Here is a 19277-nt window from a genome sequence, read left to right on the forward strand (position 1 = left end):
TGACTACTAAATTTCTCAGATGCCTATCAAATCCAGAATTCAGGTTTGAATAGCAAATTGCTCTGGAGGGATTCCCCAATTTACCCAGCAAATTGCCTCATGTGCTGATTTCATCTCAGGTGGAACTCGCAAAGCGTGGATGAATCCAGTACTGGGACAAGTCATTTTTAATAAGTAAATTGATTCTTCATCGATATCAGCATCAATTTTTAATAGGGTATATTCTGCCCAGGTATCTAATTCAATGGCTTGTAATTCTTGGCAAATTCGGGCATAACCAATACCTTGAATTAACACTCGTCGCAGTTCGGCATTATCTTCTGTTAATAACCATTGCGCTTGCCATTGCTGTGGGTGAACTTTACCGTATTTTTCAGGTAAGGTGACACCGTGATATGAGTAAAGGCTAAATCCATCGGCATACTCTATTGCCGGTTCCCCTTCTGAGTGGAGGCGATTTTGATTGTCGAAGCGCAGATGAAGCGGGCGATCGCACAATATACTTGTATATTTACCTGCAAAAATCCAGCCGCACTCTTTGACTACTGACTGAAAGTACTTCCAGACAATTTTATCATGTTTACAATTTAAAACCGAAATACAAAAATCATAATAACTTGCATCACAAGCTAATAATTCACATTGAATGCAGTCCGACCTTGCGTATTCCACTTCAAGTTGGAGTTGGCTCTCAAGTTGTCTATATAATTCGCTCCACAATTGTGAGTAAGTATCTGGAGAAACCACAATATTTTCTAGTTCTTTCTTTAATTCAAAATGCAGTTGAGATGAAACTTCTTTACCAATTTGGTTATGCAATTCATCTTTTAGGTCGTGACATATGTTGGCAGGCGGTAGTTCATATATACCTAATCCACCCCACAGTTCACTACCATCACAACTCCAGCTAATTTCCTGTAATAACTGCCTTAAAGTAGTTAACAAAGCAGCTTTTGGGCTATCATAAAAAACTACTTCAGGTTCTTCTAGACCAATCAAAACATAAGTAGCTTTGACCGCTTTTGCAGCTTTCTCTCTATCAATTCGTTCAGTTGATAGTGCAATCTTTCGCCACTTATCCCGATAAACTGGAATCAAAGCTTCTTGCTGGGGCGTTAACTTTTTAATCAGCGACATACCGCCAACCTTCAGGCTCGTATTCTCTTTGTATTTTCACCATCCAATGACCTTGAGGAATAGCGATCGCCCGATGCTCTTCGTGGGCAAGCAAAGCAGTTTCTGAAAACACACGTAGGTACAGCGTGCCATTGTTTGAGTATAGTTCCGCTTTACCCTCAGTAATGCGATGCTTGTGCCCAGTTACTTCTCCTTCTGCCAAAGTCAAGTGAGGTATTTTTTCCCCTTCGACTTGTTGCACAGGTTGTAGAATAACATCACCTTGACGAATTGCTTGCATAGTTTAGCCTTCTGGTGGTAGGTACAAACCCTACTTCGCTTTTGCTGTTGAGTTTGGTTTAATTTTGGCACAACCTTTATGGAAAAGTCAGAGAAAGGAGACAAGCAAAGAAGTCTGAGCGCCGACATCTGACGTTTAGAACTTCGTGGAGACCAGGAAGAATGATTCAATGAAAATTCTCTCTTGTCTTCTTTGGCTCTTAATCTGTAATTACAGGAGGTATTGCTGTATTACACTTCAGGAGTATTTTGAAAACTGTAGTCGCCAATTTTGCTGAGATAAGTTAATGATTGAAATAGCTGGAAATTCACACCCAGCGTTTTCTTAACTTATTATCTGGAAAGGACAGTGCCCAAAATCTAGCGGATTTTTATCCAAATGGGCATTTTGTGTGAGGATAAACTCACATCAAAAAGCGCGACGTTTTATTTTGACATCTCGCCGAAATCGTCTAAATTCGCCTGTTTAGCTGAGCAGCTATTCTTTTTTTTGAAATTTCCATGTCAACTCTCGTCATCGTCGAATCTCCGACCAAAGCTCGTACCATTCGCAACTACCTACCATCAGGCTATCGGGTGGAGGCGTCGATGGGTCATGTACGTGACCTACCCCAGTCGGCTAGTGAAATTCCCACCGCTGTCAAAGCAGAAAGATGGGCACAGTTGGGGGTAAATGTAGACGCCGACTTTGAACCGGTGTATGTTGTCCCGAAAGACAAAAAGAAAGTTGTCACCCAGCTCAAAGATGCCCTCAAAGATGTTGATGAGTTAATTCTGGCAACCGATGAAGACCGGGAAGGTGAGAGCATTAGTTGGCATTTATACCAGTTGCTCAAGCCAAAAGTACCGACTAAGCGAATGGTATTTCACGAAATTACCCAAGACGCCATCAAAAAGGCTTTGAAAAACTGCCGTAATATCGATGAGCAGTTAGTTCGTGCCCAAGAAACGCGACGAATTTTGGATCGATTGGTAGGTTATACCCTGTCTCCCCTGCTCTGGAAGAAGATTGCCTGGGGACTATCTGCTGGGCGCGTACAATCTGTAGCCGTGAGGCTTTTGGTCACTAAGGAACGCCAACGTCGCGCCTTCCATGAGGGCACGTATTGGGATTTAAAGGCTTACCTAGAACAGCAAAAAGCCCCGTTTGCTGCTCAGTTGGTGACACTGGGAGGAACTAAAATAGCCAATGGCAGCGATTTTGATCCAGCCACTGGACAAATCGCGGCTGGCCGCAACGTTGTTTTGCTAACGGAAGAGAATGCTGTTGCACTCAAGGAACGTCTTACAGGTAAAACCTGGAATGTCTCAGAAGTAGAAGAACGCCCAGTGACGCGTAAACCAGCGCCACCGTTTACAACCTCGACGCTGCAACAAGAATCTAACCGGAAATTGCGCCTCTCTGCACGAGACACAATGCGGATTGCCCAGAATTTGTATGAGCAAGGATATATTACCTATATGCGTACAGATTCGGTACATTTGTCAGATCAGGCGATCGCAGCGGCTCGTAGCTGTGTAGAACAACTTTACGGCAAACAATATCTCAGCCCGCAACCGAGGCAATACACCACCAAATCCAAAGGCGCACAAGAAGCACACGAGGCGATTCGCCCGGCGGGTAGCACTTTTCGCACCCCCCAAGAAACTGGTTTAAGCGGTCGGGAACTGGCTGTCTACGACTTAATTTGGAAGCGCACAGTCGCTTGCCAAATGGCTGACTCCCGCCAAACCCAAATTACCGTGCAGTTGCAAGTAGAAGATGCTGGGTTCCGTGCTTCTGGCAAGCGGATTGACTTTCCTGGCTATCTCCGGGCCTATGTTGAAGGTTCTGACGATCCTGAAGCTGCATTAGAAGACCAGGAAGTAATTTTGCCGAGTTTGAAAGTGGGAGATCATCCAGATTGTAAAGAATTGGAAGCGATCGCTCACGAAACTCAACCGCCAGCTAGGTACACCGAAGCTACTTTAGTAAAAACCTTAGAAAGTGAAGGCATTGGTCGTCCCAGTACCTACGCTAGTATTATTGGCACAATTATCGATAAAGGTTATGCGCAATTAGTCAATAACGCCCTTATCCCTACCTTCACTGCTTTTGCAGTCACTGCCCTTCTAGAAAAACATTTTCCTGATGTGGTCGATCCCAGCTTTACCTCCAAAATGGAGCAAACTCTGGATGACATCGCCACAGGTGAAGCTAATTGGTTACCCTACTTGCGGGAATTTTATCTGGGAGATAAAGGTCTAGAAACCTTAGTCAAGGAACGAGAAAATCAAATTGATGCCAACAAAGCCAGGACAGTAGAACTAGAAAATTTAGCAGTCAAAGTCCGCATTGGTAAATATGGTCCTTTTATCGAAATGGAAAACGGTGAAGGTGTTGTCACCGCTTCGATTCCTAAAGACCTGACGCCAGCAGACCTCGACCCCAAACAGGTAGAGGTAATATTGCGGCAAAAAACCTCCGGACCTGACCAACTCGGTCGCCATCCCGAAACTGGCGAACCAATCTATGTGAAAATTGGTGCCTACGGTCCCTACGTGCAATTGGGTGACAAGACAGACGAAAATCCCAAACCCAAACAAGCTTCCTTACCCAAAGGTGTAACGCCAGAAAACGTCACCCTTGATATTGCTCTTGGGCTTTTAGCATTACCCCGCACATTAGGAGTTCATCCAGTGACTGGGGGGAAAATTCAAGCGAGTTTAGGGCGCTTTGGTCCTTATATTGCTCATGACCAAGGTAAAGAGGGGAAAGACTATCGCTCCCTCAAAGCTACTGATAATGTCTTGACGGTTTCTTTAGAACGTGCATTAGAGTTGTTATCAGAACCGAAAAAGGGACGCAGTTCCACCAATAGCAAGTCTAAAGCGGCTTTGCGCGAATTAGGTACTCATCCAGAAGATGGTACACCAGTCAATATCTATGATGGTCCCTACGGGCCTTACATTAAGAACGGTAAAACTAATGTCAGTATTCCAGAAGGTGAATCTGTGGAAGCTATAACGTTGGATACGGCATTAAAGTTGTTAGCTAGTAAAGCATCGTCAGCAAAATCCACTCGCAAATCGAGTAAGTCTACAACTTCTAAATCTAAATCAATTTCCAAGTCAACCTCTAAATCAACTTCTAAGTCAACTTCCAAGGCTTCGACAACCGCTACTAAAAAAAATAATGCAGACGATTAATTAAAGACATTCTCCAGTGTTGTGCATAGTTGTCAGTTGTTTCTCTGCCACTGACGACTTACCACTCCCTATTCAAAGCGATCGCAAAATCTAGTTATGAAAGTTGGTATTGGGAAGTCAAAGGGGTTGAGTCCCCAGCAAAATTAAAAAATCCTCCCAAATACTGATATAAGTTGACACTGATAATAACTAACTTGGGGGAATGCACGTCTTGTAGTTTACGAATATGATAATCTAAGAAGTAAGGCAGATCACAACACAAAATTTGCTAAGGTGGATCATTCCCGCAATTAGGGAGTGCGATCGGGCCGATCACAAGCCAGAGGTGCGAGAGTACGCCAATTTCTGCGTAGCTGTTAATCAAAATTGAGGTAGTATCTCAGGAGCAGTCAGTTCAATGGACTATATAGAAAAGGTACTGGAAAAGCTTAAAGAAATGGCGCGGAAGCTAATTGAAGCCCTATTAGGGCCAGAGGCTGAGCCGGAACCGGAACTGATTCCGATTCCTGTAAATGAGCGTTCGCGTCGTCGTTAAGAGCTAGAAAGTGCCGGACTTGACGTTGCAACCTTTAAGTATTTTGGTGTTGCACGGGCCAAACCTGAATTTGCTAGGACAGCGAGAACCGGGGATTTACGGTTCGTTTACACTGGCAGAAATTAATCATCTGTTAGAAGCAGAAGGACTTAAACTACAGGTGAAAATTTTTCCCGTGCAGTCAAATCATGAAGGAGTTTTGGTTGATACTATTCATCAAGCCTTAGGGAAACACCAGGGAATTTTGATTAATGCTGGGGCATACACACATACAAGTGTAGCTTTGCGGGATGCGATCGCGGGTGTGAGCTTACCCACAGTAGAAGTACATTTAAGTAACATATACCGTCGAGAAGAATTTCGCCATCATTCTTATATAGCGCCCATAGCTATTGGGCAAATTAGTGGCTTTGGTGTCCAGAGTTACGTATTGGGCTTACAAGCATTAGTGCATCATTTAAGGGATTAAAGCGTTAAAAGTAAAGAAGTAAGAAAAATTTCTTTTAGCTTTTTACTTTTTGATCTCATGCGCTACTCTGTTGTTAGTCGTTTTCGCGGTACTTTACTAGGGGCATTAGTTGGGGAAAGTGTAGCCTCTAGTGGCAAGAAAGAATTTCAGAACCGCTGTGACATCGATCGGATAGCGGTGCTAGGTACTGAAAGCTTGATCGCACTTGGCAGATTAGATTTAGATGATTGGCGAGCGCGTCAGCAACAAGCATCTGCTAATTTAGCTGTAACTGATAGCATTTCGTTGAAAGTGATACTGGCTACATTACCAGTAGCACTTTTTTTTCATGAAAATACATTTAAATTGCGACAAAACTTGCTACGTGTGTTAAAAATCTGGGAGGATGACCCAGTGGTACGTGATGGAACATTAGCAGTAGGGTATGCGATCGCTCAAACCCTTACGGAAAAACTCCAACCCCGTACCCTGATTCCAGAGACAATCGCCTTTATCGGTGAAACACCAACATCTCTACCACAACAGTTATTAAAAGTTAATACTTTGTTAGATCGGGGAGCAGCATTAGAAAGGGCGCAAGTCGAGTTGAGTAGAGAAGACAAGCTAAGTAGCGCTATTGCTATGGCGTTTTACTGCTTTCTCAGTACCTTGGAAGACTACCGCTTGGCAGTTTTGCGGGCTACTCAATATGGCAATGTGTGGCGGCAAGACCATTGGCGTTTACACTTACATAGTATAAGTGCAATTACTGGTGCTTTATCAGGGGCCTATAATAGCAGTGCGGGTATTCCCGTAGGTTGGCAGATCTTATACTCGCAAGCAAATTCGGCAACATGGGAACTGAACAATTTTTCTCAAATGGTGGAATTAGCTGATGCACTTGTGGCTGTATGGTCAGGATTGTATAATCATGCCCAACATTCAGGCCAGGTAAGTGCAGTGGGAGATTTTATACCTGAGGAAGAAGCATCGCTATTCTTAGGCGAAGCCATTCCCCAAGGCAGTCGCTACAACTCTGGAAATCAGAGCAATGCGCAGCCTCCTCTATCCGTCTACGCAGCTCCTCGCGTTATCCGTTCGCGTTAATGCTATTTCTACTGAGCAGCATTGTAGACGCGATACAACATTCAATCCTAGCAAGCAGTCAACAAATATAAAATTCAGTAGTTCTTTATACTACAATTCCAAAGAAACTCTTAACCTGACTCTATAGGTAGGTATTGTGGCACAGCCGCAAGCAACCCCGCCTCCGAAGTTCTAAGCGGCTTCGGTTGCTCCTGCTTGGACTTCCCCTAGGTTTGTCTTGTTTTGAGGTATCAAAGTAAGCAACTGTAGGCAGAGGTAATGAAACATCAGCGATTTTTTAAGTCTTTAACCCAGCAATTAACTCACTGGCGGCGACAGTACAAAGTACTGTGTCGCAAAGGAAAATTGCTGAGAGTAGTGAACGAGCAAAATCACCACAGTCGCCTTGAAGAACTCCAAAAAACTGTGGTCAACAACATACTCATGTATGTATCAACCACTAGTGAAAGTAAGCAAAAACCAGGAATAGTACTCAGATCAATCGCAAAATCGGTTAACCGTGAGCCGCTGATGGATACAATTGGTTTACGCTGGGTGCATGAAAATCGTTCCTCTGTGATTTTGGCGATCGCAGTTGTATCCCTAACAGGAGTCATCGGGTATAAGTTTTACAATCAGCCTAAGCTGAAAGTGGGGACTGTGGCACCCCAAACCATTAAAGCCCCTCGTACAATCAAGATTGAAGATCGCCAAAAAACAGCAGCCCAACGCAAAGCCGCCAGTAACAATTCCCTGCCAATGTTAATGGTCGATATGCAAATCAATGAACAAATCGACCATAATTTGCAACAACTTTTAGATGAGAGTGATAAAATTCGCGCCATAGCAGGGTCTTTCCCTTTTGTTGACACTTTAGACTTGCGTATAGCTAGCCAGCGTTATCTCCGCGCTTGTACTGAAGCAGAATGGCAAAATATATTACTAGCTTTAGAAAAAACCAGAAAACAACCGATAGGATTGTTGCTGCCAAACCAGAAAAGCAGTTCCACTACTGCACAGCAAGCAAGCAAACAGTTCTCTTCGTCCTTAGAACCATCCATAGCCGCATCCCCCAAGTCTGCTTCCCTTCCTCGAATTCGGGAAGACATCCATACACCTACTCCCCAGCCTGGGAAAGTTTCGCTAAAGCTGCTTCTTGAGAATACAAAACCAGTTAATGATTCGCCAAAAGTTGACTTTATTCAAGTAGTGGCGGAACTAGAAACTTACAGAATCAGAAATTCTGAACAACAATTTTCTTTACTCATCACTCAAATCTTGCAAGCAAGGCAAAAATATGAACTAGCCAGGAAAAAACTGTTACAGCCAGAGGCTAAAACATCGGCGGCAATCAATCAAGACAATATCCTTTTGGATCTGGAAGATAAAGACTGGGCAAAAACACAAACATCAATCCGCCAGATTTCAGAGCGAATTCTCACCCAAGGTATCCCTTACGGACTACCAGGAAATGCTTTAAAGGATACAGTGAGCTTGCAAGTGCAGACATTAGAACCACAAGCAGCTCAACCTTTGGCAATCAAACTTTTGTTGGCTGTGCTGCAACCAAATCTGAAGAAAGATGAAGAAAAAACCCAACAACAGGCAAAAAAGGCTGCTGCTGGGGTTGCACCAGTAATGATTGACATACAGCAGAATCAGGTAATTGTCACTAAGGGACAGAAGATTACCCCGTGGAATTTTGAGGTACTGGAGCATTATCAACTAAATTACCGAGAGACTAACTGGCCGGAGTTGATTAAGGTGACAGGTATTGTCACTACAGCAATTGGTATTTTTGTGATTGTCGAACGCCGTCTCAAAAGCCAATTGCGACAGCGCGATCGCTTATTAATCTTGCTGCTAACTCTCAGTACCCCAGGGATGGTAACAATGGGTGTGCTACATACCACCTGGAGTGCCATTGGTTTATTGTTAGGTAGTTTTTACGGCCCTGCTTTAGGAGCAACAGTTGTCGGGCTACTGTTGCTAGTGTTACCAATTAGTATGGAAATCAGTAAGATTGCCCTAATAGCTGGTGTAGCAGGGGGAATAGTAGGCAGTTATATGGCCAAACGACTGCGATCGCGTGAGGAATTAGCATTATTAGGACTGGCGATCGCCTCAACTCAGGGAGGCATTTACTTAATACTTTCACTGCTATGGAGTTCAGCTTCTTGGTATCTTATTCTCCAAGAAGCTGCGTTATTTGCTTTATCTGGTTTAGCCTGGAGTATTGTGGCCTTGGGCTTAAGTCCTTATTTAGAAAAACTTTTTGATTTAGTTACCCCTATCCGGTTAGCAGAATTGGCTAATCCTAACCGCCCTTTGTTAAAGCGACTGGCTACAGAAGCGCCCGGAACCTTTCAGCATACTCTGTTTGTAGCCACCTTGGCGGAAGCGGCTGCCAAACAACTAGGATGCGATGTGGAACTAGTAAGAGCTGGCACACTTTACCACGATATTGGCAAAATGCACGATCCTCTTGGCTTTATTGAAAACCAAATGGGGGGACCGAATAAGCATGACACAGAAATTAACGATCCTTGGAAAAGTGCAGAGATTATTAAAAAGCACGTCAATGAAGGCTTGGTGATGGCACGACAACACCTTTTACCAACAGCGATTCAAGCTTTTATTCCCGAACATCAAGGAACGATGTTGATTGCTTATTTCCATCACCAAGCGCAGCAAATGGCTAAGGAAGATCCTAGTTTAAAAGTAGACGACGCTGATTTTCGCTACGATGGTCCAATTCCCCAGTCGCGGGAAACAGCAATTGTCATGTTGGCAGATTCCTGTGAAGCGGCGCTGCGTACGCTACAAGCATCGGCGAAGTCATCGCTCAAAGACGCTTCGGCTGAACAAGCTTTGACAATGGTTAATAATATTCTCCGTGCTCGATGGCAAGACAATCAACTTTTAGATTCAGGGCTTACACGGGAAGAAGTTGCCAAAATTGCCCAAATATTTGTGGAAGTTTGGCAGCAATTCCATCACAAACGTATTGCCTACCCCAAGTTAAAGCCTAGTAACGAGAAAATAGCTCAAGGGTGAAAATTTTCATCAGTAGGTTGGCGCAATTAAAACTAAATATAAATGGTAAGGGTCTTCATTTGTCATTGGTCATTGGTAAGGGTTTCAAAGCAGTTTCTTTTAATAAATAATGATTACCTAAATGATTTCCATATGTATTTAAATAGTGTTGATTGAGATAACTATTGAGATAGTTCTGAATAGTTTGAGATTTACATAGTAAAACTTGCTCTGGATGATAAGTTTCAAAAACCGCAATAATTTGTTCAGGTGTTATAGTTTTCGACTCTATCCTTTTACGGGATAAAACTCCAATTTCTGGAGGAACAGGTAAGCCTGAATAGAAAGCATAAATTGGACAATTTGTAAAAACCCATTTAGTAGATGGTTTATATTTTAACAAAATGTTAACGAATTGAATATGCTCCTGACTTTGCTCTAGATATCTATGATTTTCTAAAATAATTACTCCTAACTTAATCGGAGTCACAATAATTGAGAAAATTACGAATCCTGCTGCTAAACCTGAGACAGTGATTTTTTTAAAATTACGAGGCTTAAACTTAGCGTACCATTTTCGCTGTCGAAAAAAATTAAACGATAATGTTACTCCGTAAGTAGCTAACCAAGCCAGAGGAATAGAGAGTAAAAGGTAGTGATGATACCAGACTGGTTGATGATTAATCAGAACTATAAAACCTGTAATTAACCAAATTATTGGAAAATACTTTTCCCATTGTTTTTTTTGAAAAATAATTATAGTTGCCAGAATTGCTAAAAGTAAATAATCAAAATCCTGAAGTAAAAATAACAATGTTAACTTTTGACTATATCCTGCTTGAAACACTGTTTTTACATTGTTATTTAAATGTGATTGTAGTAATTGCTCATAAGTGAGAGAGTTACACAAAATACCAACTATTATAAAAATTCCCAAACAAGCAGTTAGCCATAAAACAGCATTAAAAAATAGCTGCCGCTTTAATTGATGTTGAGGATTTTTTTTAAAAGTAAATTGTAATAAATCAAATATAATTAAAGGAGCGATAAAAGCTGTAAATAATTTTATTTGTAAAGAAAGTGCTAAAAGTCCTCCTGATATAACAATTAAAATTTTAGAAAATTTTTGCGCAACATTTTTTTTATATAAACTTAATGTATAAATTGAGAGCATAACCATTGCCACAGATGGCAAATCAATCATCACAGAAACACTAAGTCTAAGAAAATTGCATGAAATTATTAACAATAAAGTGCCAATAATTGCTGGTAAATTCCCTAAATAAATCCTTAGAGTCTGGCAGAAAGACCATACAAGTATTGTTGAGAAGCTCAAAGTTAAAAGCCGTGCAGAATAAATTGATTTGCCAAACCAAGCAAGCCAGGACGCTAAAATAACTGTGAAAAGAGGTGGTTGATCGTTCCAAACCTGTGTATACATAGCAAATCCATCTAAGTGCAAGGTAGCTTTGATCAATTCAATTCCTTCATCACTTGTATCGAATTGAAATACCTGCTCAATAGGCATAAAGTAAATAGCAAAAATAAAAAAACTAGCGGGTATTATGAAATTAAATACTAAAAATGTTTTAAGCTTGTTGGCGCTCATATATTCATGCATTTATGGAATTATAGCCAGTTGTACAAACCAAATGTACATTTAGGCGATTATACGACAACTTGCTATCAAAAATTGTTTTGATTACAGTTGCAATGGAATATCAAAAACCTCTAATTACTGCACTGATAAAGCTGATAAGGAACGCCTATGCGATAGTGATGTGAGGGGTCTATAGTACAAGTAGTTTGCTGCGAAAGCACCAATTGCTGAGGATAATCTTGCTCGATCATTCCAGGTCCAACTATCCATAAATTTAGCTTAGATGTTGCTGGTATCGGTAGTTGGGAAAGGTTGTTCCAGAAAGCAGATAAATTAGGGGATTTTGATAAAATCGCAAAACTATCACGTCTAGATGTATCTATGGGGTGATTAATTTTGTATTCTCCTGAAAGAGATTGGTTCCTAAGTTGCTCTAATGCCAAAGCAAAACTTAATCCCAAAGCTATATCTTGATAATCACTATAACCCACCACGAGCATCACTGGTATAGAAGCCTCTAGATTCATGTTTTGGGCTACTTGCTCAGGGTGAAAAGGCTTTTGAAACACTAGATTATATACAACAAAAACACAACTGAGAATTCCTACTAATACAATGATTAATTGTGCTTTTTGATTTTTGGTAATACTTGCTGATACAAGAGCACAAAAGCTGGGATAGTAAACAAAGTGATAGCGGGGAACAATAGTAATGTCTTTACTAATAAAATAAACAATGGCAAAAAATTGTAATAAGACAAAAATAGTAAAAATTAACAGCGTTAATGTAGCTAAATGAGTTTTACTTTGATAATATAAAAGTTTTAAACCTTTGTAAGCTTGCCATCCCACCCAAATAGTAAAAATAACCATCAAAAAGCCATAGCTAGCTGCAATTGCTAGAGGTTGGTTTTCTACAGGTAGAGCAATTACCATTAATACCCAGCTAATCAAAGTTTGATATATCGGTGCAATATTACTGGGGGCTGGTAACCAATTAGTTTGAGAAAAGTTAGAATGGCTGAGTATTACCAGCAACCAAGGCATGAAGCTAATCATAACTGTGCTGGTAGACAGAATTAGGGTTAACCAAATTTTATGTTTGTTAACTACCTTTGTCTTATCCCAGTACATCAGCACAAGTAGTGTGAGGATTTCAGCAATAAAAGCTAAAACGAAAAAGTAGTGTACATAAAGTCCGATAATATTAACAAGTACCCATAATACCCAAACCCAAATTCTAATAGTTTTTTTCTGAAATATATCCTGCTGAATTTGCATTAGCCCCAATAAAGCTAAAGTTATCAGAAACATTGGTATGGTATAGTGCCTTGCTTCTTGGGAAAGGTAAACAGCAAAGGGGGAAACAGCCATGAGCAATGCTCCTACTATTCCAGCAGTAGAGGAAAAGGCAATATTATTGACAGCATAAATTGCCGCGATCGCACCTACACCAAACAAAGCTGGCAATAATCGCAATTCTTTCACACAAGCTTGGCATGAGGGATTTATCCATTCCAGCCAACTATACATCCCGCAAAAAAATAGTGGTGGATGGGTAGATTGGGTAGCAAGATTGTTTGCAATTTGAGCATAAGTTATACCTGGGTTGAATGTAAAAATTTCCGGTACACGCTCAAGAGGAAACAGCACATTTAAAGGTAAATTATTATAATTGTTACCCAAGCTGAAAATAGCAGTGATTACTTCATCCGTCCATAAGGGTTTTAAACCTAAATTCCAAAAGCGCAAGCTTGCACCCAGTATAATCGCCCCAGCTAAACATAGATAATGTAGATAAAGTCTGCGCTTTGTTGTCATCTATCTATAGCAATATATTGAGATTTTATTGACGATTTGCGACTATACGTAGAAAAAGATAGGCGTGAAATATTAAAATCTTTCAAAGACAGCTAAAGTCATTTTGCCTTATTTCGAGTCATGAGTAGCGATCGCAGCAAAAAACAGGTGAAGCAAACAAGTTGCTCACCTTCTGGCTAGACTAATTTAGATAAAAATTACTGGTGAGCTTGCGTTCCTCAACTTGAAATAATTACCCTGATTTTGGTTAGCTTCTTGAAACCACAATAGGTGAACAGTTTCGTAGGCGATCGCCTCTTTAATAAGTAGATTTTACGACCTTGCGCCTAACCCATAAGATGTAATGCTAGGCTACACTTAGCAAGATTGAGAGCCTAACATGACTGCCTTAATTCTCAACCTACACCCTACTATCGAGCTAACAGATGAGCAGTTCTTCCAAATCTGCCAAAATAATCGAGATTTGCGTCTTGAACGGACGGCTGAGGGAGAACTAATTATTATGCCACCAACAGGATGGGAAAGCGGAAATCGGAATAGCCGACTGACGCAGCGCTTAGGTAATTGGGCTGACGCTGATGGTACAGGGCTAACTTTTGATTCTTCCACAGGTTTCAAACTTCCCAATGGTGCAAATCGTTCGCCTGATGCATCTTGGGTGAACCGAGCACGATTAATAGCCCTGAACCCAGATCCAGATAAATTCTTACCAATGGCTCCGGATTTTGTGGCAGAATTACGCTCGGCTACAGACAGCCTAGAGACACTGCGACGCAAAATGCAGGAGTACATTAATAACGGCGTGCGCTTAGGTTGGCTGATTGACCCCCAAAACCAACAAGTAGAAATTTATCGTCTCGGACGGGAAGTTGAGGTTTTACAATCCCCTACTAGCTTGTCAGGAGAAGATATACTACCAGGATTTGTGCTGGATTTAGCACAGATTTTGGGTTAATATTGCTAATTCCAATTAACTAGCTTGTGGTGGCCGATCGCCAGTCTTGAGTTCCTGTTCGCTGTGCTTCAACTAGTTTCCACAGTGCTTTTATTTGCTTATAAGCTTGCTTAACCCAAGCTATGCCTTTTTATTATGTCCAAACAGCTTTAGTAGAAACACCAATCAAATCTCCATCGGGAGTATCACCTATAAGATATATAAAAAATCCCCAAATAATATATATTCTAGTATTAGTTAAATTTTCTGTAAGTAACTGACCTAAATTTCCAAAGCCTCCATTGAATTCTACAGTTTGAATAAACCCCACAGAGTCTAAAAGCTTCTCTATAATTAGTTCTCTTGTCTCTGCTACTTCTACTATCGATTCTCTGCCTGAATATTCACCATCTAATTCACTAGGAAGCTCTAATTCTTGTGTAGCTGATTTAAAATTTGACCACAAATCTATAATTTTTGCATCAGATGGTTTTTGAGTATCAATATAAAATTTTTCTGATGTACGATACATGAAACTCTTACTATAAGGTAGTAAAGGAGCAATTCCAAACCAATAGCCATTAATAGTGCGTCCTATAATCGCCGTAAAACTACCGATGACTTCGTTTTTATTTGATTCTTTTAAGCTTATCCTATAAGGCTGTAAATTGGTAAGATTAGTTTGTAACAGCCTCAAAAAATATTGATATTTATGTTCTAATTGCAAAATCTTCTCTTGTGTTGCTATATTCTTTGTTCCTAAAGATTGACCAGCTTGTATTTCAAGCTCAAAGTCAAATAAATATTCTTCTAATTCTATATTTTCAATAAAGCCAAGATCTTGGAGTAACTTTTCTAATGTAAACGTGCCAAGCTCTGAAATTTTCCATACAAAAGTTTCCCAAGGATAATCATGTTCTGTGTAAGGAAATCCATAGACTCCTTCTATTTCATCCTCTAGTTGTGCGACTAGTTCTACTTTACTGATTTGCATATACGGTTGCTATACATATTAATTAATTATATTAATAACTTACTTTATTGATAAACAGCAAAAAGAGCATCGATTCAAGATGCTCTTTTTGTTTTTGATTATAAACTGTTAGCCTAAGCGCCAACAGCTTCCTTAGCAGCGTACAAAACTTCAGCGTTGATTTCCTTAAAGCCGCGATCGCGGGCAAATTTCTCGGTGTTGCGCTTGACTTTACCGCGAACAAATCCCGGAATTTTGTTCAATTCTGCTTGACCATCTTTTGTCCAGCTAAGGTCAGAATCAGCAGAAATTCCCTTAGTAATTACTTCCTTGGTGTCGTGTCCACCGAAGATTTCTAAAAGGTGATCTTCCATTCCTAAAGTAAAGGAGTTGTAGATCAAATCTGTAATCTGATTTGTACCTTCGTAACCTAAAAATGGTTTGTAACCAATGGGGAAGTTTTGTACGTGGATGGGTGCAGCAATTACGCCGCAAGGGATATCCAAGCGCTTACCAACGTGGCGTTCCATTTGCGTACCGAAAATAGCGGAGGGTTCGACGCGGGCGATCGCATCCCCAATTGCACCATGATCGTCAGTAATTAATACTTCATCGCAATACTCGCTCACTTGTTCGCGGAACCAGTCTGCATCATATTTGCAGTAAGTTCCAGCCCAAACTACGTGAATTCCCATTTCTCGTGACAAAATTTTGGTGAGTGCGGCGGCGTGGGTGTTGTCACCAAATACCACAGCTTTCTTCCCAGTCAAGTTTTGACAGTCAATGGAACGAGAGAACCAAGCAGCCTGAGATACATGCAGCGTTTGTTCGTTAATGAAGTCTTCGTATTCTAAATCAGCGCCTTGGGCGTTAATTACCTGCTGGATTTTGCGGATACAGCGAGCAGTTTCTACAACCCCCATTGGGGTAATGTCTACGTAGGGAGTGCCGAATTGTTCTTCTAGATAACGAGCTGTTGTTAAACCGAGTTCGCGGTAAGGTACTAGGTTAAACCAAGCTTGCGGCATCTTCTTCAATTCGTTAACAGAAGCGCCTTCCGGAATCACGGTATTTACTTCAATTCCCAAATCACCCATCAGCTTTTTCAGTTCGGTGCAATCGTGCTGATGATGGAAACCCAGAGTAGAAATACCGATGATGTTAACCGAGGGTTTTGCGGTTTTGCCTTCTACTAGTTCGCCTTTTTTGCGGGCTTTCTCAATGTAATATTGCACTATTTGTTGCAAAGTGCGATCGGCTGCTTGCAGTTCGTTGTAGCGGTAGTGGTTGACATCCGCTAGGATGACATCTCCTTTGGCTTCCAGTTGTGCCCGTTCTACAAAGTTGTGCAAGTCTTCTTGCAGAATACTAGAAGTACAGGTGGGAGTTAACACAATCAAATCTGGGTGTTCTTCAGCATCTTTGCGGGTAATGTTATCTACCACCTTCTCTTGGGAGCCACGTGCTAAAACGTTGCGATCAACAACACTGGTTGTTACCGGAGTGAAGTTCCTTTCCCTTGATAGCATAGAGCGCATGACGTTAAAGTAGTCATCGCCAAGTGGGGCGTGCATGATGGCATGGACATTCTTAAAAGAACTGGCGATTCGCAGTGTACCTATGTGGGCTGGTCCTGCATACATCCAGTAAGCCAATTTCATCAGGTGTTCTCCCTTATAAACTCAAATAATACAGAGTCCAATATGAGTGGACTATGATTGCTTGCTTTCTCATCGTTGTCTGATTGTCTCAAAACTTGAGCCTCTGATAAAATGGGTAAATTGTTAAGTTTCTAGTCTGGTGCGATGTCTGGCGACAAGCCGCTAAGAGCGTCTACGCTCAAACCTGTTGACTACTTGGGATGTAGCTCTTAATTTAAACAACACAGTGTTGTTTAAGTGACATAAATCTTTATTTTCAGCAAAGTTTCCTCAAAGAAGTTGGGGATCTGGAAATCGCGTCAAAGAATTAGCTCAATCACCAGCGCGATCAGGTCTCCTAGCGCCTCTAGCCTATAATTAAAAAACTGAACGCCCGTGAGATAAAGACTATGCTGTCAAAGGATCTCAAAAATGCGTTACCAAGCACAGACGAATTGCCTTGTAGTGACGATACGCCCGTGGATAACGAAGACCAAAATTTGTTGCCCAATATTCTCCTGTTTTTACTTAACTCGATCTGGGCTACACGAATGGATTGGTACTTCGGGGTAGATATGGGAGTGTATCACACTACAGGAATCAATCCCAGAGTGCCAGTAGTGCCAGATGCGTTTTTGAGTGTCGGAGTTGAACGAAAAAAAGGTGGTAAATCACGCAAAAGTTACGCAGTTTGGGAAGAAAACGGCGTAGTTCCCATCCTCACATTAGAAATGGTATCGCACACGCCTGCGGGTGAATATGATGAAAAGATGGATATCTACACCAAACTGGGCGTGTTGTACTATGTGATTTATAATCCAGAATTTTGGCGACGCGACCAACATCAACCGTTTGAAGTTTATAAGTTGGTGGATGGTAAATATCAATTGCAGATAGGTGAACCCTATTGGATGAGCGAAATAGGTTTAGGTATTGGCAGATATCAAGGTATTGTTGCTGGCATTCCCCAAGAATTATTGTCATGGTATGACAAACAAGGCGATCGCTATTTGACTCCAGAAGAACAAGCACAGCAAGAACGACAACGCGCTGAACAAGAACGACTACGTGCTGAACAATTAGCGCAATACCTACGATCGCTCGGCATTGACCCTGATAATCTACCTAGTGAGTAATAAGCGATCGCAGTACTTGGAATAGTTTCCTAGAAAAGTTTGTGTAGTGGCGAGTGCCGATGTTAAGGAGTTGGCACATGTATTTAATTGTGCTTCTGCCATGATTTGTGATATCTTAAACAAACTTTTGGTACACATGAACTATATTTAAGGAATTTGGTATATCTGTGCAGGTTAAATCAATGCATTTAACTGTTCCAACGCTTACAACAATCCCAAAGCCTTTTTTGAAATGGGCTGGTGGAAAAAGCCAGTTAATAGAGCAAATAAATAATTTTCTCCCTAATGAATTATTTAAAGGTTCAATAAAGAGGTATGTAGAACCTTTTATAGGAGGTGGTGCACTATTCTTCTACATAGCACATAAATATCATACTATTCAAGAAGTATTTATTTCTGATTTAAATATAGAATTATTCATAGCATACAAGACAATTCAGCAGAATGTAGATGATGTAATTAAACATTTATCTAAAATTGAAATAGAGTATTTGTCACTAGATGAAAGTGCTAAAAGTAAATACTTCTATCAAATGAGATTACAGTTTAACTCTCGAAATAAAAATATTAACTCATCTAATTATCATTATGAATGGGTAGAAAGAACTGCTCAAATTATTTTTTTAAACAAAACTTGTTTTAATGGACTTTTCAGAGTTAATTCTAAAGGTGATTTTAATGTTCCAGCAGGTAAATATAAAAAACCATGTATTTGTGACCCGGAAAACTTAAAAGCAGTTGCTAAAATTCTCCAAAAGACTCAAATTCATCATGGAGATTTTATTAAGTGTGAGAATTTTGTAGATAATCAAACATTTGTTTACTTTGATCCACCTTATCGACCAATTAGTAAAACATCTAACTTTACATCCTATTCACGGCAATCATTTAATGATTCCGAGCAATTGAGGCTGCGAGATTTTTTTAAAAAACTAGACAATAAAGGCGCATTACTCATGCTTAGTAATTCTGATCCGAAAAATGAAAATATCAACGATAATTTTTTTGAAGATGCTTATGCTGGTTATCGCATAGAGAGGGTAAGAGCAGCAAGGAATATAAACAGCAATGCATTAAAACGAAACTTAATAAATGAGTTATTAACTATGAACTATTAGGTGGTGGCAAAACGATGGAGACAATAGCCGAAAGCTTAATTAGCAAAATATGTCAGCAAAACAATTTTTTGTTTATTACACAGGCTTAATTATCTTAGGATAAAAAACGAACCGCCAAGTACGCCAAGAAATAAGAGATTAAGATAATTTGGTAAAGCTAACAAAGAAACGGTATTACTTAAGCAAAAGTTTCTCTTCAGATCCCCGACTTCTTCAAGGATACAGCTGGCGAATAGGGGGTCTTACCCCCTGGGAACCCGAGGAGCAGCAAATAAGAAGATACAAATAGTAACCCAAGTTGCCAGTTACAAAATCAGACTGGTGAACTGGTGTCAAAAAGGCAATA

General features: G+C 40.6%; 14 protein-coding genes. 8 read left to right on the top strand and 6 right to left on the bottom strand.

Features of this window, described 5'->3' with window-relative positions:
• Positions 1 to 39 precede the first annotated feature (39 nt).
• Both BV372_RS20540 and BV372_RS20545 read right to left on the bottom strand, forming a co-directional pair.
• The gene (locus tag BV372_RS20540; protein WP_086688343.1) at positions 40 to 1137 is read right to left on the bottom strand and encodes a DUF6745 domain-containing protein; all 1098 of its coding nucleotides are present in this window, start codon (positions 1135 to 1137) and stop codon (positions 40 to 42) included.
• Positions 1124 to 1417, bottom strand: coding sequence for a hypothetical protein (locus tag BV372_RS20545; RefSeq protein ID WP_086688344.1), 294 nt, complete (start codon positions 1415 to 1417; stop codon positions 1124 to 1126). The genes BV372_RS20540 and BV372_RS20545 overlap by 14 nt, the downstream gene beginning before the upstream one ends.
• A gap of 500 nt (positions 1418 to 1917) precedes the next feature.
• Between BV372_RS20545 and topA the strand changes: the two genes are divergently transcribed.
• The 5 genes from topA to BV372_RS20565 all read left to right on the top strand — a co-directional run bounded on the left by topA (position 1918) and on the right by BV372_RS20565 (position 9731).
• On the top strand, positions 1918 to 4605 hold the full coding sequence (gene topA / locus BV372_RS20550; RefSeq protein ID WP_086688345.1) for a type I DNA topoisomerase: 2688 nt from the start codon (positions 1918 to 1920) through the stop codon (positions 4603 to 4605).
• Between the two features lie 397 nt (positions 4606 to 5002).
• The gene (locus tag BV372_RS36525; RefSeq protein WP_015113375.1) at positions 5003 to 5140 is read left to right on the top strand and encodes a hypothetical protein; all 138 of its coding nucleotides are present in this window, start codon (positions 5003 to 5005) and stop codon (positions 5138 to 5140) included.
• A gap of 25 nt (positions 5141 to 5165) precedes the next feature.
• A complete protein-coding gene (gene aroQ / locus BV372_RS20555; RefSeq protein ID WP_086688357.1) occupies positions 5166 to 5609 on the top strand; it encodes a type II 3-dehydroquinate dehydratase in 444 nt (147 codons plus the stop codon).
• Between the two features lie 57 nt (positions 5610 to 5666).
• Complete coding sequence (locus BV372_RS20560) at positions 5667 to 6695, top strand: ADP-ribosylglycohydrolase family protein (protein ID WP_086688346.1); 1029 nt, start codon at positions 5667 to 5669, stop codon at positions 6693 to 6695.
• A 258-nt stretch (positions 6696 to 6953) separates the two neighbouring features.
• Positions 6954 to 9731, top strand: a complete 2778-nt coding sequence (locus BV372_RS20565; RefSeq protein ID WP_086688347.1) for an HD family phosphohydrolase — start codon at positions 6954 to 6956, stop codon at positions 9729 to 9731.
• Between the two features lie 55 nt (positions 9732 to 9786).
• On the opposite strand, the gene BV372_RS20570 is transcribed toward BV372_RS20565, so the two are convergent.
• Together BV372_RS20570 and BV372_RS20575 are read right to left on the bottom strand one after the other, a co-directional pair.
• Positions 9787 to 11319 (bottom strand): glycosyltransferase family 39 protein, encoded by a 1533-nt coding sequence (locus BV372_RS20570; RefSeq protein WP_179198171.1) that lies wholly within the window; start codon positions 11317 to 11319, stop codon positions 9787 to 9789.
• Positions 11320 to 11441: 122 nt separating this feature from the next.
• Positions 11442 to 13130 carry a glycosyltransferase family 39 protein gene (locus BV372_RS20575; RefSeq protein WP_086688349.1) on the bottom strand — a complete coding sequence of 563 codons (1689 nt, stop codon included), beginning with the start codon at positions 13128 to 13130 and terminating at the stop codon, positions 11442 to 11444.
• Between the two features lie 379 nt (positions 13131 to 13509).
• Between BV372_RS20575 and BV372_RS20580 the strand changes: the two genes are divergently transcribed.
• Entirely contained in the window at positions 13510 to 14085 is a 576-nt protein-coding gene (locus tag BV372_RS20580; protein ID WP_086688350.1) for a Uma2 family endonuclease, read from the top strand.
• A gap of 133 nt (positions 14086 to 14218) precedes the next feature.
• Here the strand turns inward: BV372_RS20580 and BV372_RS20585 are convergent, their stop codons facing one another.
• Both BV372_RS20585 and bchB read right to left on the bottom strand, forming a co-directional pair.
• Positions 14219 to 15058 carry a nuclease A inhibitor family protein gene (locus BV372_RS20585; protein ID WP_086688351.1) on the bottom strand — a complete coding sequence of 280 codons (840 nt, stop codon included), beginning with the start codon at positions 15056 to 15058 and terminating at the stop codon, positions 14219 to 14221.
• Between the two features lie 113 nt (positions 15059 to 15171).
• The gene (gene bchB / locus BV372_RS20590) at positions 15172 to 16698 is read right to left on the bottom strand and encodes a ferredoxin:protochlorophyllide reductase (ATP-dependent) subunit B (protein ID WP_086688352.1); all 1527 of its coding nucleotides are present in this window, start codon (positions 16696 to 16698) and stop codon (positions 15172 to 15174) included.
• A 389-nt stretch (positions 16699 to 17087) separates the two neighbouring features.
• Here bchB and BV372_RS20595 point away from each other — a divergent pair, with 389 nt between their 5' ends.
• Both BV372_RS20595 and BV372_RS20600 read left to right on the top strand, forming a co-directional pair.
• Positions 17088 to 17813, top strand: a complete 726-nt coding sequence (locus BV372_RS20595; protein WP_086688353.1) for a Uma2 family endonuclease — start codon at positions 17088 to 17090, stop codon at positions 17811 to 17813.
• 182 nt (positions 17814 to 17995) lie between these two features.
• A complete protein-coding gene (locus BV372_RS20600) occupies positions 17996 to 18931 on the top strand; it encodes a Dam family site-specific DNA-(adenine-N6)-methyltransferase (protein WP_179198172.1) in 936 nt (311 codons plus the stop codon).
• The last annotated feature ends 346 nt before the right edge of the window (positions 18932 to 19277 follow it).

It is taken from the genome of Nostoc sp. T09 (genome assembly GCF_002154695.1).
Taxonomy (GTDB): domain Bacteria; phylum Cyanobacteriota; class Cyanobacteriia; order Cyanobacteriales; family Nostocaceae; genus Aulosira.